Here is a 14,790-nt window from a genome sequence, read left to right as displayed (position 1 = left end):
GCCGGGGGCAGCCTTTGACCCTGAACGGACATTCCAGCTTCTAAACTTCTGCGCTAATATTGGGCTACAAGAAGGGCAGAGCATTGGAGGGCGGCTTCTTATGTCGAAGTTGAAGTGCCTTGCTGTCTTCGCTGGTTGGCTTATTCCAGCGTATGCGAGCTTCGCCGACGACCGTGAAAAGGTGATCGGCATCTGGAAACTTGTTTCTCAAGAGATTGAAATTCAGGCCACGGGGCAGAAAGAACCTGTCTTCGGAAGTTCTCCTACGGGATACGCGATTTTCACGGCCGAGGGCCGGGTGATGTTTGTCCTGACCGGAGAGGGGCGCAAGCCGCCGCAAACGGTCGAAGATCGCGCCGATTTGCTGAACAGCATGGCTGCCTATACCGGCATCTATCGTCTCGAAGGTGACAAATGGATTACGAAGGTCGATGTCGCTTGGAACCCTGAATGGGTGGGTACTGAGCAAACACGCTTCTTCAAATTAGACGGTGATCGCCTTCAGGTCACCTCGACGTGGCGAATAATGCCCAATTGGGCAGATAGGGGGATGCAGAGAAGCCTTCTTGTGTTCGAAAGAACGAAATAGAAGTTAGAAAACCTACCTTCGCGAGCCGGGCAGCGCCCGGTTGCGTTGCATGCGTCTCTTATTGGCCCTTCGCTTCCGTTAGGGTGTTGCGGCGAGATGTCCGGGGTCCGGGGTAGAGCGGAAGCTCCCCAGCGCTGGTCAAAACGGCGCGGTTGACCCGCAACGGACTTGACACGAGCTGTGTCGCGAGCCTTGTTCCCGATGGTAAAACCTGCTTGATGGACACCATGGGCACCGTTCGCAACGTCGAAGGCGATTTTCCCCAAGGTGGGGGCGAAGCTGCCGCACTCATCAGGTCTCTTGACTGGTCTGCCACCGGCCTGGGGCCCATCGCGGAATGGCCTGCACACCTCAAAAGTGCAGTCAGCCTTATGCTGCCGGCAAAAGCACAGATAGTGCTGTTCTGGGGGCCGGAGTTTGTGGCGCTATACAATGACGCTTATGCACCGTCGATAGGTCAGAAGCACCCAACGGCTCTTGGACGGCCTGCACGCGAGAACTGGGCCGAGTTGTGGGATGATTTAGAACCGCTACTCAGAAGCGTCCTCAATACCGGCGAAACTGTCTTCGCCAAGGATCGTCCCTTCTACATCGAGCGCCACGGCTACCCAGAAACGGTCTACTTCGACATTTCCTATTCTCCTGTTCAAAACGAGGCGGGCGAAATTGGCGGTGTACTTTGCATCGTCAGTGAGACGACCGAACGTGTATCTGCGCAAGAGCGCCAACGGCTGCTCGCTCGGGAGGCAAACCATCGCGTAAAGAACATGTTTGCCGTTTTCCAAGGCATCATAAGTCTGAGCGCTCGGTCAGCTCGAACGCCGCAGGAAATGGCTCAGTCCTTACGAGGCCGTCTGAACGCTCTCATGCAGGCCAAGGATCTGATCCGTCCCGGGATTATGGGTACGGAGATCCACAGCGAGCGAACGACCGTAGGAGACGTCGTGCGAACGGTCTTGCGACCGTACGAAGATGACACGTTTCGCGAACGCGTCATCTTAACAGGACCCACTGTGCCCGTGGGTGCTATGGCCGTGACCGGTCTCGCTCTCGCGCTGCACGAAACCACAACGAATGCGGCCAAGTATGGCGCGCTATCGGAGCCGACCGGTTCGATCAGTGTCACATGGGCGACCAAGGGCGGCAACTTACACCTTGATTGGAAGGAAACCGGCGGCCCCGCAATTGTTGCTCCGCCATCAGCCAAAGGTTTTGGGAGCGTGCTTGCAGAGCGCAGCATTTCTGGTCAGCTCGGCGGCAAGGTTGAACACAGTTGGCTGCCGAGCGGGCTCAGGCTGAGGGTTACGGTTCCTCTGGATCGTCTTGCAGTCTGAGGCTGTGCCCGGCCGTAGCATTTTGCGGCAAGCGTCCATTGAGGTTCTGTTTCGTAGCAACTCGAGCGGGACCATCAAATGACCGATTGTGGCCCAAGGCCGACATGCAGCAATGTCGGTTCGACGTCAGCTTCCGAGACCGAAGCGGACGTGACGAATCTATGAGTACAGGCCCTAGTTACGCCCGCGCCGGCGCATCCGCCAGCGCGCTCAGCGCGATGCCGCCGACGATCAAGGCCGCGGCAATTGCCAGCGACAGATCGATCGGCTCGCCGAGCAGCAATGCTGCGGTCACGATCCCGACGATCGGGGTCCCCGTGGTGCCGAGCGAGGTCGTCAGCGCCGGCAGGCTCTTGTTGACCATGGACATCGCCCAATAGGCCAGCGCCGTGCCGATTAAGCCGGAATAGAGAAACAGCAGCACGAGGTGCGGCGACCATGTCACCGTGGGCACGCCCTCGGTGACCAGCGCCGTCGCCGTCAGCACCACCGTCGCGACCAGCACCTGCCACAGCAGGAGTTGCAGCGGCGTCGCGATCCAGCGGTGCGAGCGGATGTAGATGATGTTCGCGGCCCAGCAGATCGCCGCAAGGATGATCATGCCGGCGCCGACGATGACGTGCAGATTGCTCCAGTCCAGCGACGTCGGGTTGAGGATCACGCAGAGTCCTGCAAGCCCGGAGGCGACGCCGACCAGCTTCAATGGTCCGAGCCGTTCGGTCCGCGCTGCGCCGGCGGCGAGCGCGACCCAGAGCGGCGTGGTGTAGCCGAGCACGATGCCCTTGCTGGCCGGCAGGTAGCGCAGGCCGCCCGCGACCAGGGTCGAGAAGAACGTCATGTGCAGCAGTGCGACGCTGAGCACGACGGGGACGTCGGCGATCCGCGGAATGATCAGATTGCCGCTGGCGCGCAGGATCACCAAGAGGGCGACGAGAGCAATCCAGCTGCGGATCGATGCGGTCCACAGCGGCGGCACCGCCTCGACCAGCGATTTCGTCACCGACCAGTTGATGCCCCAGGCCAGCACCACGACGACGAACAGGGCGGCGGCCTTGGCAGGGGATAGGGATTGGTTCACGGGCGGGGTCCTTGCAGGCGATACCGCTTGTGAATAGGATCACGCTGGCTCTCTCGAAAGAGCCAGATTGGACAGATCGAAGGAGCCAGATTGATCCTCGCCGAATTGCTCGCGCTGAAGCGTGCGGATGATGCCGGGCTGACCGCGCAGCTGACGCAGCAATTGCGGGCGCTGATGGCGGCGGGCCGGATCAGGAGCGGAGCCGTGCTGCCGTCGAGCCGCACCCTTGCGGCCGAGCTCGACGTGTCGCGCAACACGGTGACGCATGCCTATGAGCAGCTCGTGGCCGAGGGGTATCTGCGCGTCGCCGCGCGGCGGCGGCCGGTGGTCACGGATGATATCGAGGCGCGCTTTGCCAAGCCTGTGCCCGCGCCGCGGCGCGATGCCGCTCGTAAGCCGTTGCTGTCGCCCTGGGCTCTGCAGCTCTCCGACATGGATTGGCCGCTGTCCTATCAGGCCGATTTTCGGCCGCTGCGCCCTGGACTAGCGGATGCGCGCGAGTTTCAGCACGAGATCTGGGCGCGCTGCCTGCGCCGCAGCGCGCTGCGGCGTCGCTTCAACGACCAGACCGTGGTCAACCGGCCGAGCCTGCGCGAGGCCTTGCGCGACTATCTCGAGATCAGCCGCGGCGTGCGCGCCGAGGCCGATCAGATCCTGATCCTGCCGGCGGCGCAGGCGGCACTGACGTTGATCGCCGCGACCACCGTCGTCGCCGGCGATGCGGTGTGGACCGAGGATCCCGGCTATCCCGGCGCCGCGGCGGCGTTTCGCGCGGCCGGCGCCGATGTCGTCGGTATCAGGCTCGATCAATGGGGCATGATGCGGATGCGTGCGGCGCGCGCGCCGAAGCTCATTTTCACGACGCCGTCGCATCAGCACCCGACCGGGCGGGTGATGCCGGTGGCGCGCCGCACCGAGCTGTTGGCGGCGGCCGAGCCCGGCAAGACCTGGATCGTCGAGGACGATTACGACGGCGAGTTTCACTATGACAGCCGCCCGATGCCGGCGCTGCAGGGGCTCGATCGCGAGGGACGCGTGCTCTATCTCGGCACGTTTGCAAAAGCGATGACTGCCGATATCCGCATCGGCTATCTGGTGGTGCCGCCACAACTGGCGCGGACGATGGAGATCGCGCAGCGCCATCTCGGGCTGATCGCTTCCGTGCACGTCCAGGAGGCGCTGGCCGGCTTCATGGCCGACGGACATTTCCTGGCGCATGTCAGGCGGATGCGGCGGATCTATCGCGCGCGCCGCGATTACCTCGTTGCGGCGCTGGCGAGCCAGCTCGGCGAGGTGCTCGCGGCCGAGGTCCCGCCCGGTGGGATGCAACTGATCGCGCGCTTCAGGGATGGCGCCGCGGACCACAGCACAGTGGCGCGGCTGGTGGCCGCCGGCGTCGAGGTGCGTGCGCTGTCGAGCCTCGCGCTGGAGCGGCCACACGACCACGGCCTGTTGCTCGGCTTCGCCGCCTGGCGCGAGAACGAGATCGGCGCCGCGGTGCGCATCATGGCGAACTGCCTGGCCGGCAAGCGGGCCGGGCGTGGCTAAAGCAGGATGAGTTTTGGTTGAATCGGCTTGCCGCGGTCTCGGTTCACCTCTCCCCGTTGGGGAGAGGTCGGATTGCGAAGCAATCCGGGTGAGGGCTCTTGCTCTCGATAGACCGTAACCCCTCACCCGATTTGCTGCGCAAATCGACCTCTCCCAAGGGAGAGGTGAACCTCCGATGCCGATCCAGCTTAACCTAATCTCATCGCGCTTTAGGCCGCGAGGTGCCGCTGCACGATTTCGGAATATTGGAAATGTATCGCTGAGTTGCCCGACGTGTCAAGCGGTCTTGTCGAACGCCGGGCGGCCGCCGGCTACTGTGTATGGGGTTGTTTTCGATTTTTTCAGTCCGCCCCTCACTCCGCCGCCTTGGTGACGATCCGTACCTCCGACGTCAGCGTCTTGTGCACCGGGCATTTGTCGGCGATCTCCATCAGCCGCTTGCGCTGGTCGGCGTCGAGCTCGCCCTCGATCCGGATGACGCGGTCGATCTGGTCGAGCATGCCCTCGCGGGTCTCGCACTCCTCGCAATCCTTGGCATAGATCTTGTTGTGCTGCAGCGTCACGGTGATGCGATCGACCGGCAGCGACTTGCGATCGGCATACATCCGCATCGTCATCGAGGTGCAGGCGCCTAATCCGGTGAGCAGGAAATCGTACGGCCCGGGGCCGGTGTCATCGCCACCGACGGCCACCGGCTCGTCGGCGATTAACCGGTGCGGACCTGTCGTGACGATCTGCTGGAACTTGCCGTTGCGGGTCTCCTGCACCACGACATTGCGCGGCGCGCTGCCGGTGTCGGCCACGGGCTGCGGCGCGAGATCGACGTAGCGCTCGGCCCAGGCGCCGATCACGCCGGCGACATAGGCTGCATCCTGCTTGCCGCTCAGCAGATGGTCCGCGCCCGCAAGCGAGACGAAGCTCTTGGGGTGCTTGGCCGCGATGAAGATGTTGGTGGCGTTGTCGATGCCGACGGTGTCGTCGGTCGGCGAATGCATCACCAGCAGCGCCTTGTGCAGCTGCTTGACTTGCGCCATCAAATTCTGCTCGGCGACGTCGTCGAGGAATTCGCGCTTGATGCGGAAGGGACGGCCGGCGAGCGACACTTCGCCTTCACCCTGCGCGCGGATGTCCTCGATGCGGTCCTTGAAGAGATGCGTGACATGCACGGGATCGGACGGCGCGGCGATGGTCGCGACCGCCTTCGCCTCCGGAATCCGGCCGGCGGCCGCGAGGATTGCGGCGCCGCCGAGGCTGTGGCCGATCAGGATCGCGGGCGCCTTGCGCGTCTCGCGCAGATGGTCGGCGGCGCGGACGAGGTCGGCAACGTTCGATGAGAACGTCGAATTGGCGAAATCGCCTTCGCTGGAGCCGAGGCCGGTGAAGTCGAAGCGCAGCGTGGCGATGCCCTTGGCGGCGAGCGCTGTCGCGATGCGCTTGGCCGCCAGCACGTCCTTGCCGCAGGTGAAGCAGTGCGCGAACAGCGCATAGGCCTTGACCGGCCCATCGGGCGTATCAAGCGCGGCGGCAAGCTGATGGCCGCCGACACCGGTGAATTGAAAGCGTTCATGCGGCACGGCAGGCTCCATCGGTGGGGTGTTGTCAGTCGCCAGAATAGCGCTGTTCGGCCCAGGGATCACCGCGATTGTGATAGCCGCGCACCTCCCAGAAGCCCGGCGCATCTTCGGTGAGGAATTCGATGCGCTGCAGCCATTTGGCGCTCTTCCAGAAATACAGATGCGGCACCACCAGCCGCACCGGGCCGCCATGCTCCTGCTCCAGCGGCTGGCCCGACCAGCTATGGGCAAGCAGCGCGTCCTCGGCGGCGAAATCCTCGAGCGCGAGGTTTGTCGTGTAGCCGTCATACGAATGCAGCACGACGAAGCGCGCGTCCTCACGCGGCTGGCAGGCGGCGAGCAGGTCGCGCGTCGCAAGCCCCTCCCACTGATTGTCGTAGCGCGACCAGGTGGTGACGCAGTGGATGTCGGAGACGAACTGCGTCTGCGGCTGCGCCAAGAATTGCGGCCAGTCCCAGTAGATCGTCTGCTCGACCGCGCCGTAGACGTCGAGCCGCCAGCGCTCCCGCGTCACGTTCGGCAGCAGCCCGAGATCGAGCACCGGCCAGTCCGCCGTCAGATGCTGGCCCGGCGGCAGGCGCTGCTCCTCCGGCCTTGTGACCTTGCCGGTGAGGAATTTGCCCTCGCGCGCCCAGCGCTGCTTGCTGCGCGTCAGCTTGCTTTCGGGCGGTTCGTGATCGTCGGTCATGGCGTCATGCCGTCATTCGTGGCGATGCATCGCGGAGTCGTGCTTGGTGTCGCGCATGGTCGAGTAGATCAAGAGCGACAGGAAGATCATGCCGCTGAGATAATAGTAGAACCAGTCCTCATGCCCGATGCTCTTGAAATAGAGTGCGACTGCGGGCGCGGTACCGCCGAAGATCGATACCGTGATGGCGTAGGGCAGGCCGACGCCGAGCGCGCGGACGTTGGTCGGGAACAGCTCGGCCTTCACGATCGCATTGATCGAGGTGTAGCCGGCGACGAAGATCCAGGCGCAGCAGATCAGCAGGAACGCGATGAAGGGCGACTTGGTCTCCTTCAGCGCGGTCAGGATCGGGATCGTCGCCAGCGTGCCGGCGACGCCGAAGAAGATCAAGAGGGGCTTGCGGCCGATCTTGTCGGAGAGCCCGCCATAGATCGGCTGCAGGAAGGTCGCGAAGATCAGCGAGCCGAAGATCACGAAGGTGGTCTGGTCCTCGGTGAGGCCGACCGACAGCTTCACGAAGGTCTGCATGTAGGTGGTGAAGGTATAGAACGCCGCGGTGCCGCCGGCGGTGAGACCGACCACCAGCAGCAATTCGCGCGGATAGTTCAACAGGCCGACGATCGAGCCGGTCGGCTTGGAGACCTTCTTGGCCTCCTCGAACGCCTCGGTCTCGTGCAGGCCGCGCCGCATCACCGCTGCGAAGATCGCAAGCAGGGCGCCGATCACGAACGGAATCCGCCAGCCCCAGGCCTTCAGCTCGTCCGGGGTCAGGAACACCTTCTGCAGCAGCAAGAGCACGATGATCGCGGTCAGCTGGCCGCCGATCAGCGTGACGTACTGGAAGCTGGAATAGAAGCCGCGATGCTTGGGATCGGCGACCTCGCTGAGATAGGTGGCGCTTGCGCCGTATTCGCCGCCGAGGCTCAGGCCCTCGATGACGCGGGCGAGTGCCAGGATCGCCGGGGCCGCAAAGCCGATGGTGGCATAGGTCGGCGTCACCGCGATGATCAGCGAGCCGAAGCACATGCAGACCACCGAGAGCGTCAGCGACAGCCGCCGGCCGTAGCGGTCGGCGATGAAGCCGAACAGCCAGCCGCCGAGCGGTCGCATCAGGAAGGTGGCGGCGAACAGCACGGCAGCATTGAGCTGCTGCACCACCGGATCGCTGTGCGGGAAGAACGCCGGCGCGAAATACAGTGCGAAAGCGGTGTAGGCGTAGAAATCGTACCATTCGACGAGATTGCCGACCGAACCGATGAAGATCGCCTTGACCCGCCGCTCGACGTCATGGATGTCGAGATGATCGCTCGCGGATTGAGCGGTTTGTTCGGACATTGGCAGGCCTCCCCGGATTCTCTGGCGCGATTCCGGGGCAACCTAGCTCATTTGCGTGGTGCGATGTAACTGCTGTCCTGGTCCTTCAGGCGTTCTTGCCGAACAGAACGGGCAGTTGACGCGGGCCGCGCACCGTGCCTTCGGACCAGGTGACCTTGCCGGCCGGGTCGAGGCGGAAATCCGCAATCCGCTTCAGCCATTCCTCGATCGCCACCTGCATCTCCATCCGCGCCAGGTTGGAACCGACGCAGCGGTGGATGCCGAGGCCGAAGGCGGCGTGGCGGTTCTCCTTGCGGTCGATCACCACCTTGTCCGCATCGGGGAACATCGCAGGGTCGCGATTGGCCGCGGGGAACGACAGCAGCACCATGTTGCCGGGCTTGACCGGGCAGCCGGAGATCGTGGTTTCCTTCATCACCTCGCGCGCCATCGTCACCGGCGAATAAGCGCGCAGGAATTCCTCGATCGCGGTCGGGATCAGCGCCGGCTCCGCGACCAGGCGCTCGCGGTCGGCGGGCGTCCTGGCGAGGTGCCAGAGCGAGGAGCCGATCGCGCTCCAGGTGGTGTCGATCCCGGCGATCAGGAGCAGCCGCAACGAGCCGAGCACGTGCTCGTCGGTCAGCGGCTGGCCTCCGGGGCCCTTGGCCCGCAACAGCTGCGAGATCAGATCGTCGCCCGGCTCGAGCTTGCGCTGCTCGAGATGGGCCATGAAGTAGCCGGTCATCTCGCGCACGCCGCTCATCATCTCGTTCTCGTCCTTGATGCCGAGCTCAAGGATCTGGTGGATCCACTTGATGAAGAGGTCGCCGTCCTTCTCGGGGATTCCTAGCATATGGGCGATGGCGCGCACCGGGATGTGCTTGGTGTAGCGGGCCGCGGCGTCGCACTGTCCGTCGGCGATGAACTCGTCGATCAGCTCGTTGCAGATCGCGCGCACCCGCGGCTCCAGCCGCTTCATCGCGTCCGGCGTGAACGGCGGCAGCAGCACCTGTTTGGCGGGCTTGTGCTCCGGCGGATCGGAGGTGATCGGCGGCGCGCGGGCGGAGATCTCGGGCCGGACGTCGCGCACGATGACGCGGCGCGAGGAGAAATGCTCGGTGTCGTAGGCGATCTCCTTCACCGCCTGATAGGTGGTCGGCATGTAGCAGCCGAGGAAGCGCTCGGTGTGCACGACAGGCGAGGCCGCGCGCAACGTCTCCCAGATCGGGAACGGGTCGTCGGTCCAGACCGGATCGGTATGGTCGAAATCATGGACCCAGTCGGTGACCGGGGGATGTTCGGGCAGATAGCTTGCGGACGGGGAATCGGACATCGGCTCGTTTCCTTCTCGTTCGATCAAATGCTGGCCGGCTCAACGGGAGGCCACGCGGCCATCCCCGCTGGCGGCTATTCCTCGGTGACTTCGATCGCGATTTCCGGGCAGTTGGTCTGCGCGAGCCAGGCCTTGTCCTCGAGCCCGGCCGGAACGGTGCCGTCGCCGACTTCATGAGCGTTGCCGTATTCGTCGAGCTCGAACAGTTCGGGGGCGAGCGATTTGCAGCGGGCGTGACCCTGGCATTTGTCCTGGTCGACGCGGATTCTGAGCTTGGACATGCAAGCACTCTCCCTCGGCTCTGGCGCACAGGTGGGGCGCGCCGGGTTCCTCATTTTGGTTTATGCAAGTTCCAGCTTGCTTGGGCGGCCGGTCAACAACCAGCTCACTAAGTTATAGCATATTACATTATCGACTGGTGTGCGCGTCAAGCGAAAATTCGGGGTGCGGGACGGGTGTTCTGCGACGGCCGCGCGACATGATGGCCGCACGCCCCGGGGAGGCGGCCCCTAATGCGTGCGCGCCGTTGGTGCAGTGAGCGGGCCCCAGGCGGCGAGGGCGGCGGCTGCGATCTGCTCGAGCTGCTTGCGGCTGGCGCCGTCGCGCGCCTGGATCGACATGCCCTGCTGCACCGTGATGTAATATTGGGCGATCGCGTCAAGGTCGGCCGCGGGTGAGACCTCGCCGCGCTCGACGCCCTGGCGCAGACGTTCGCGCAGCTCCGTCACCGCCTGCGCGCGCCGCTGCACGAGTTCGCGCCGCACGGTCTCGGAATGTTCGTTCGGATGCAGCGCCGATAAGACCACAAGGCAACCGGGCGGGCGTGAGCGGCGGGTGAAGACGCGCGCGGTCTGCATCAGGAAGGCTTCCACCGCCTGATAGGCAGTGTGCGTCTTGGTCACGGCACCCCAGATCAGTCCACCTTCGCTCGCCACGTAATAGTCGAGCGCCTTGCGGAACAGGTCCTCCTTGCTGCCGAAGGCCGCATACAGGCTGGGCGAGGCAATGCCCATCGCCGAGGTGAGGTCGGCCATTGAGGCGCCCTCATAACCCCTCAGCCAGAACACCTCCATCGCGCGCGCCAAAGCGGCGTCCTTGTCGAAATTCCTCGGGCGGCCACGCTCAGCCATCGGTCGGTCCATTTCTGTGTCGATCACTAAATAATTCACTTGACGCCTCGGCGCAAGCTTTCTAATTCTGTGTCGGTCGTTACAGATATGTAACCCCCAACGAATGAGCCCCAACATGACCCTGTCCCTGCAAGGAAAGCGCGCCCTCGTCACCGGCGGCAGCCGCGGCATCGGCGCAGCCATCGCCAAACGTCTCGCCGCCGAAGGCGCCGACGTCGCGATCACTTATGAACGCTCGGCCGAGCGCGCCGAAGCCATCGGAGTCGAGATCAGGAAACAGGGCCGCCGCGCGCTTGCGCTACAGGCCGATAGCGCGGACGCCAGCGCCGTGCGCGGCGCGGTGAACGCGGCCGCCAAGGCGTTCGGCGGTCTCGACATCCTGGTCAACAATGCCGGCATCTTCCGCGGCGGCGGTCCGATCGATGCCGTCACGTTGGAGGAAATCGACGCCACGCTGGCCGTGAACGTGCGGGCGGTGGTGGTCGCCTCGCAGGCCGCGGTCGCCCATATGGGCGAGGGTGGCCGCATCATCAACATCGGCAGCAACCTCGCCAGCCGGGTGCCCGACGCCGGCATGAGCCTCTATTCGATGAGCAAGTCGGCGTTGATTGCCTGGACCCAGGGCTTGGCCCGCGACCTCGGCGGCCGCGGCATCACGGTCAATATCGTCCATCCCGGCTCCACCAACACCGACATGAACCCTGCCGATGGCGAGCAGGCCGAGGCGCAACGCGCGCGCATGGCGATCAAGCGCTACGGCAAGGCCGATGACGTCGCTGCCCTGGTCGCGTTTGTCGCCGGTCCCGAAGCGGGCTCGATCAATGGCGCCGGTCTCACCGTCGATGGCGGCGCCAACGCTTGACGACGTTGGCGTAGCGAGCGCGCTGCCCCGCGCCCTCGGCCCCGGGCAGGGAACCCGTTAAGCAAGTCAGACTCCACCGGCGATCTTGATAGACTTTCTAATGGACGCGCTGGCCGGTTTTACGGCTAATTGCCAATGGACGTCTCGTCCGCGGATGGAAGTGACCTGAACGCCCGATGTCGCTATTGTGGCGTATCCGCTATAGCTTGGCCGACGGGTGATCAGCATCTTGATGGGACAAATCGTTCGTAAGTCGTTCAAAACCTATCATCATGGCGACCTCCGGGAGGCACTGATCCAGGCCGCGCTGCGCGAGGTCGAGCTCGGTGGCCCGGAAGCGATCAGCATCAAGGCGCTGGCCAAGCAGCTCGGCGTCTCGCAGCCGGCGCCGTACCGGCATTTCGCCGACCGCGAAGCGCTGCTGGAAGCGGTGACCGCGGAGGCATTCCGGCAGTTCAACGTGATAATGCGCGAGGCAATCGCGGAGCCTGGCAAGGGCTCGAAACTGTCGCGCTTTGCCCAGGCTGCGCTGGCCTTCGGGCTCGAGCGCCACGGCATCTACCGGTTGATGTTCGCATCCCGAACCATGGCCTGCGCGCCGGTCGGCAGCGAGCTGCACGTCGCGGCGATGGAAACGCTGGCGCTGCTGATCGAGTCGTTCGAGGCGCCCGCGGTCGGGCTGTTGCGCGAACGGCAGGCGCTGAAGATCTGGGCCGGGCTGCACGGCATCGTGATGCTCGCCGAGCAGGGCCTGCTCACCGGCGAGGTCGGCCAGATCAGCCGCGAGGAGCTGATGGACGAGATCGTCGAGCAGACCAAGCTCGCGCTGTCAGCCGCGCTGCACGCGACGGAAGAAAAGGCGTAAGACGCCTTAACCTATTGCTGGGGCAGGATCGGTCCGGAAACCCGCTCCGCACTTTTCCGGATCATGCCTTCGGCGCGCGCGGATCGATCGGGGTGGTGCCGCGCACGCCCAGAATGTCCTCCAGCACTTTCGCGCCGGCCAGAAGCTGCGCCTCGGCACGCGGCTTGGCGATCATCTGCAGGCCGACCGGAAGGCCCGATGCGGTGAAGCCGCAAGGCAGCGACAGCGCCGGGCAACAGGCCAGCGTGATCGCATAGACGATGCCGAGCCATTCGACGTAATTGTCGAACTTCTTGCCGTCGCATTCGGCGACGTAGCGGTTCTCGACCGGGAACGGCGGCACGATGGTCGCGGGCGCCAGCAGCAGGTCGTATTTTTCGAAGAACTCGAGCGCACGCGCGGTGATCGCCACACGCTGCGCCTCGGCGCGCTCCAGCTTTTCGACGCTGAGCTTCAGCCCTTCCTCGATGTTCCAGATCACTTCGGGCTTCAAGAGATCGCGCTTGGTGCGCAGCAATTCGGCCTTGCTGATCGCGAAGTCGAATGCGCGCAGCACATGGAAGCATTCATGGGCCTCGCGGAAATCGGGATGCGCCTCCTCGACGATCGCGCCGGCCTCCGCGAAACGTTCCGCGGCCTTGCGGGTCACCGCTTTGACCTCGGGATCAACCGGCGTGATGCCGAGATCGGGTGAGTAGGCGATGCGTTTCGGCTTGCTGCCCGAACGCGCAGCAGACAGGAACGAGGTCGGCAGCACCGGCAGCGACAGCGGGTCGGCCGCATGCTCGCCGCTCATCGCGTCGAGCAGCATCGCGAGGTCCTCGACATTGCGCGCCATCGGTCCCTGCTGGCCGAGGGTGCGGTCGACACCGAATTTCGGCGTTTGCGCGACCCGGCCGATCGACGGCCGGAGGCCGACGACGCCGCAGAAGCTCGCCGGGTTACGCAAGCTGCCGCCCATGTCGGAGCCGTGGGCGAGCCACGCCGTGCCGCTGGCGAGCGCCGCCGCGGCGCCGCCGGAGGAGCCGGCGGCCGATCGCGAAGTGTCCCAGGGATTACGGGTCGGACCGAACACCTCGTTGAAGGTGTTGGCGCCGGCGCCGAATTCCGGCGTGTTCGACTTGGCGTAGATCACGCCGCCGTTTTGTTCGAGACGCTCGACCAGGATGTCGGATTTCGTGGGGACATTGTCCTTGAAGATCGGCGAGCCCAGTGTGGTCAGCACGCCGGAGACGGCGGTGAGGTCCTTGATCGGGACCGGAAGGCCCGCGAGCAGGCCGCGCTCGCCGACCGGTTTCTGCATCATGGCCTTGGCATGGCTGCGGGCACGGTCGAAGCAGAGCGTCGGCAGCGCATTGACCTTGCCGTCGACCTCGGCGATGCGCTTCTCCAGCACATCGAGCAGGTCGAGCGGCGTGACGTCGCCGGCTTTCAGTTTCTCTACGACGGCACACGCCGTTTCCTTCACCAGGCCCTGATCAGCCATGCACCGTTGCTCCTATGTCTTCTGTTTCCTTGTGCTGTAGAACATTTCCTGGCGTCGTGGCAATGCGACGAGAACCGAAGGGGCAGGGATGGCAGGTTTGTTTTCGGCGCTGGACTGGCGCGCGATGAGCCAGCAGGAGCGGGACCTCGGTTTGAACAATGGCGTTGCGGTCAAGGGTAGCGCCGAGATCGCCGCCGGCTGGGAGCAGCGCTCGGCGGCGATGCGGCAGCAGCATCCCGACCATCTCGACCTGCGGTATGGTCCTCGTGAACGCAACCGGATCGATTTCCTCAAAGCCCGCGACGGCGCGCCGACGTTGTTGTTTATTCATGGCGGTTACTGGCAGACCCGCGCCAAGGAGGTGTTCACGATCTTCGCCGAGGGACCGATGGCGCATGGCCTCAATGTCGCGCTGATCGGCTACACGCTGGCGCCGGATGCCACGCTCGACGAGATCGTCGCCGAGATTCACGCCGGCATCGATTTTCTGGCCGGGCAGTTGCCCGCACTCGGCGCCGCGGCCGGTGGCATCGTGGTGTCGGGCTGGTCGGCCGGCGGACATCTGACGTCGATGGTGTTGTCGAACGCCCACGTCCGGGCCGGCATGGCGATCTCGGGCATCTATGACCTCGAGCCGATCCGGCATTCCTACCTCAACGAGAAGCTCAGGCTCGACGAGGCCGGCTCACGGCGCAATTCGCCTGTCATGCAGCAAGGCGGCACGGCAAAGCCGCTGTCGCTGGTGGTCGGCAGCGCCGAGCTGCCGCTGCTGCGCAAGCAGACCGCCGATTTCGCCGGCCACCGCGCCCGCTACGGCCTGCCGGTGACCTATGAGGAGATCGCGGGGGCCGATCATTTCTCGATCATGAACCAGATGCTGGCGCCGCAAGGGCGTGTCACGACGCTGATCCGGCAGCTGTTCGAGCGGACGGCGGGGTAACACGTCATTGCGAGGAGCGAAGCGACGAAGCAATCTATCGCGCCGCATA

14 protein-coding genes are annotated in these 14,790 nt (G+C 64.6%); 6 read left to right on the top strand and 8 right to left on the bottom strand.

Translation table 11 applies throughout. The annotated features are described in order from the left end of the window. Positions 1-100 precede the first annotated feature (100 nt). Both ACVISU_RS07835 and ACVISU_RS07830 read left to right on the top strand, forming a co-directional pair. Positions 101-589: a lipocalin-like domain-containing protein gene (locus ACVISU_RS07835; RefSeq protein ID WP_456706532.1), complete on the top strand. Its 489-nt coding sequence runs from the start codon at positions 101-103 to the stop codon at positions 587-589. A gap of 227 nt (positions 590-816) precedes the next feature. Further along, positions 817-1,923, top strand: a complete 1,107-nt coding sequence (locus tag ACVISU_RS07830) for an HWE histidine kinase domain-containing protein (protein ID WP_456706531.1) — start codon at positions 817-819, stop codon at positions 1,921-1,923. Positions 1,924-2,101: 178 nt separating this feature from the next. Here the strand turns inward: ACVISU_RS07830 and ACVISU_RS07825 are convergent, their stop codons facing one another. Next, a complete protein-coding gene (locus ACVISU_RS07825) occupies positions 2,102-3,001 on the bottom strand; it encodes a DMT family transporter (protein WP_456706530.1) in 900 nt (299 codons plus the stop codon). Positions 3,002-3,091: 90 nt separating this feature from the next. Between ACVISU_RS07825 and pdxR the strand changes: the two genes are divergently transcribed. Beyond that, complete coding sequence (gene pdxR / locus ACVISU_RS07820; protein ID WP_456706529.1) at positions 3,092-4,549, top strand: MocR-like pyridoxine biosynthesis transcription factor PdxR; 1,458 nt, start codon at positions 3,092-3,094, stop codon at positions 4,547-4,549. A 353-nt stretch (positions 4,550-4,902) separates the two neighbouring features. Here the strand turns inward: pdxR and ACVISU_RS07815 are convergent, their stop codons facing one another. From ACVISU_RS07815 to ACVISU_RS07790, 6 genes are all read right to left on the bottom strand, one after another. Continuing rightward, entirely contained in the window at positions 4,903-6,123 is a 1,221-nt protein-coding gene (locus ACVISU_RS07815; RefSeq protein WP_456706528.1) for a bifunctional alpha/beta hydrolase/OsmC family protein, read from the bottom strand. Positions 6,124-6,148: 25 nt separating this feature from the next. Beyond that, positions 6,149-6,811, bottom strand: coding sequence for a sulfite oxidase-like oxidoreductase (locus ACVISU_RS07810; RefSeq protein ID WP_456706527.1), 663 nt, complete (start codon positions 6,809-6,811; stop codon positions 6,149-6,151). 12 nt (positions 6,812-6,823) lie between these two features. Then, the gene (locus ACVISU_RS07805; RefSeq protein ID WP_456706526.1) at positions 6,824-8,146 is read right to left on the bottom strand and encodes an MFS transporter; all 1,323 of its coding nucleotides are present in this window, start codon (positions 8,144-8,146) and stop codon (positions 6,824-6,826) included. An 85-nt stretch (positions 8,147-8,231) separates the two neighbouring features. Further along, positions 8,232-9,458, bottom strand: coding sequence for a cytochrome P450 (locus tag ACVISU_RS07800; RefSeq protein WP_456706525.1), 1,227 nt, complete (start codon positions 9,456-9,458; stop codon positions 8,232-8,234). Between the two features lie 74 nt (positions 9,459-9,532). Further along, positions 9,533-9,739: a ferredoxin gene (locus ACVISU_RS07795; protein WP_016842874.1), complete on the bottom strand. Its 207-nt coding sequence runs from the start codon at positions 9,737-9,739 to the stop codon at positions 9,533-9,535. A 228-nt stretch (positions 9,740-9,967) separates the two neighbouring features. Further along, positions 9,968-10,588, bottom strand: a complete 621-nt coding sequence (locus ACVISU_RS07790) for a TetR/AcrR family transcriptional regulator (RefSeq protein ID WP_456706524.1) — start codon at positions 10,586-10,588, stop codon at positions 9,968-9,970. Positions 10,589-10,703: 115 nt separating this feature from the next. On the opposite strand from ACVISU_RS07790, the gene ACVISU_RS07785 reads away from it, so the two are divergent. Together ACVISU_RS07785 and ACVISU_RS07780 are read left to right on the top strand one after the other, a co-directional pair. Then, a complete protein-coding gene (locus tag ACVISU_RS07785) occupies positions 10,704-11,450 on the top strand; it encodes an SDR family NAD(P)-dependent oxidoreductase (RefSeq protein ID WP_050404009.1) in 747 nt (248 codons plus the stop codon). 232 nt (positions 11,451-11,682) lie between these two features. After that, a complete protein-coding gene (locus tag ACVISU_RS07780; RefSeq protein ID WP_050404008.1) occupies positions 11,683-12,315 on the top strand; it encodes a TetR/AcrR family transcriptional regulator in 633 nt (210 codons plus the stop codon). A 61-nt stretch (positions 12,316-12,376) separates the two neighbouring features. Here the strand turns inward: ACVISU_RS07780 and ACVISU_RS07775 are convergent, their stop codons facing one another. Further along, positions 12,377-13,801: an amidase gene (locus ACVISU_RS07775; protein ID WP_456706523.1), complete on the bottom strand. Its 1,425-nt coding sequence runs from the start codon at positions 13,799-13,801 to the stop codon at positions 12,377-12,379. An 88-nt stretch (positions 13,802-13,889) separates the two neighbouring features. Between ACVISU_RS07775 and ACVISU_RS07770 the strand changes: the two genes are divergently transcribed. Further along, a complete protein-coding gene (locus ACVISU_RS07770) occupies positions 13,890-14,741 on the top strand; it encodes an alpha/beta hydrolase (protein WP_456706522.1) in 852 nt (283 codons plus the stop codon). The last annotated feature ends 49 nt before the right edge of the window (positions 14,742-14,790 follow it).

Source organism: Bradyrhizobium sp. USDA 4452 (assembly GCF_054063575.1).
The sequence above is the reverse complement of the archived record's forward strand: the minus strand, read 5'-3'. Positions and strand labels throughout refer to the sequence as shown.

Bases quoted from the DNA above. Each gene is read 5' to 3' on its own strand.
- ACVISU_RS07785 (WP_050404009.1), top strand. From the start codon at position 10,704: ATGACCCTGTCCCTGCAAGGAAAGCGCGCCCTCGTCACCGGCGGCAGC.
- ACVISU_RS07790 (WP_456706524.1), bottom strand. From the start codon at position 10,588: ATGGCTGAGCGTGGCCGCCCGAGGAATTTCGACAAGGACGCCGCTTTG.
- ACVISU_RS07770 (WP_456706522.1), top strand. From the start codon at position 13,890: ATGGCAGGTTTGTTTTCGGCGCTGGACTGGCGCGCGATGAGCCAGCAG.
- ACVISU_RS07780 (WP_050404008.1), top strand. From the start codon at position 11,683: ATGGGACAAATCGTTCGTAAGTCGTTCAAAACCTATCATCATGGCGAC.
- ACVISU_RS07835 (WP_456706532.1), top strand. From the start codon at position 101: ATGTCGAAGTTGAAGTGCCTTGCTGTCTTCGCTGGTTGGCTTATTCCA.
- ACVISU_RS07800 (WP_456706525.1), bottom strand. From the start codon at position 9,458: ATGTCCGATTCCCCGTCCGCAAGCTATCTGCCCGAACATCCCCCGGTC.
- ACVISU_RS07830 (WP_456706531.1), top strand. From the start codon at position 817: ATGGGCACCGTTCGCAACGTCGAAGGCGATTTTCCCCAAGGTGGGGGC.
- ACVISU_RS07795 (WP_016842874.1), bottom strand. From the start codon at position 9,739: ATGTCCAAGCTCAGAATCCGCGTCGACCAGGACAAATGCCAGGGTCAC.
- ACVISU_RS07775 (WP_456706523.1), bottom strand. From the start codon at position 13,801: ATGGCTGATCAGGGCCTGGTGAAGGAAACGGCGTGTGCCGTCGTAGAG.
- ACVISU_RS07805 (WP_456706526.1), bottom strand. From the start codon at position 8,146: ATGTCCGAACAAACCGCTCAATCCGCGAGCGATCATCTCGACATCCAT.
- ACVISU_RS07810 (WP_456706527.1), bottom strand. From the start codon at position 6,811: ATGACCGACGATCACGAACCGCCCGAAAGCAAGCTGACGCGCAGCAAG.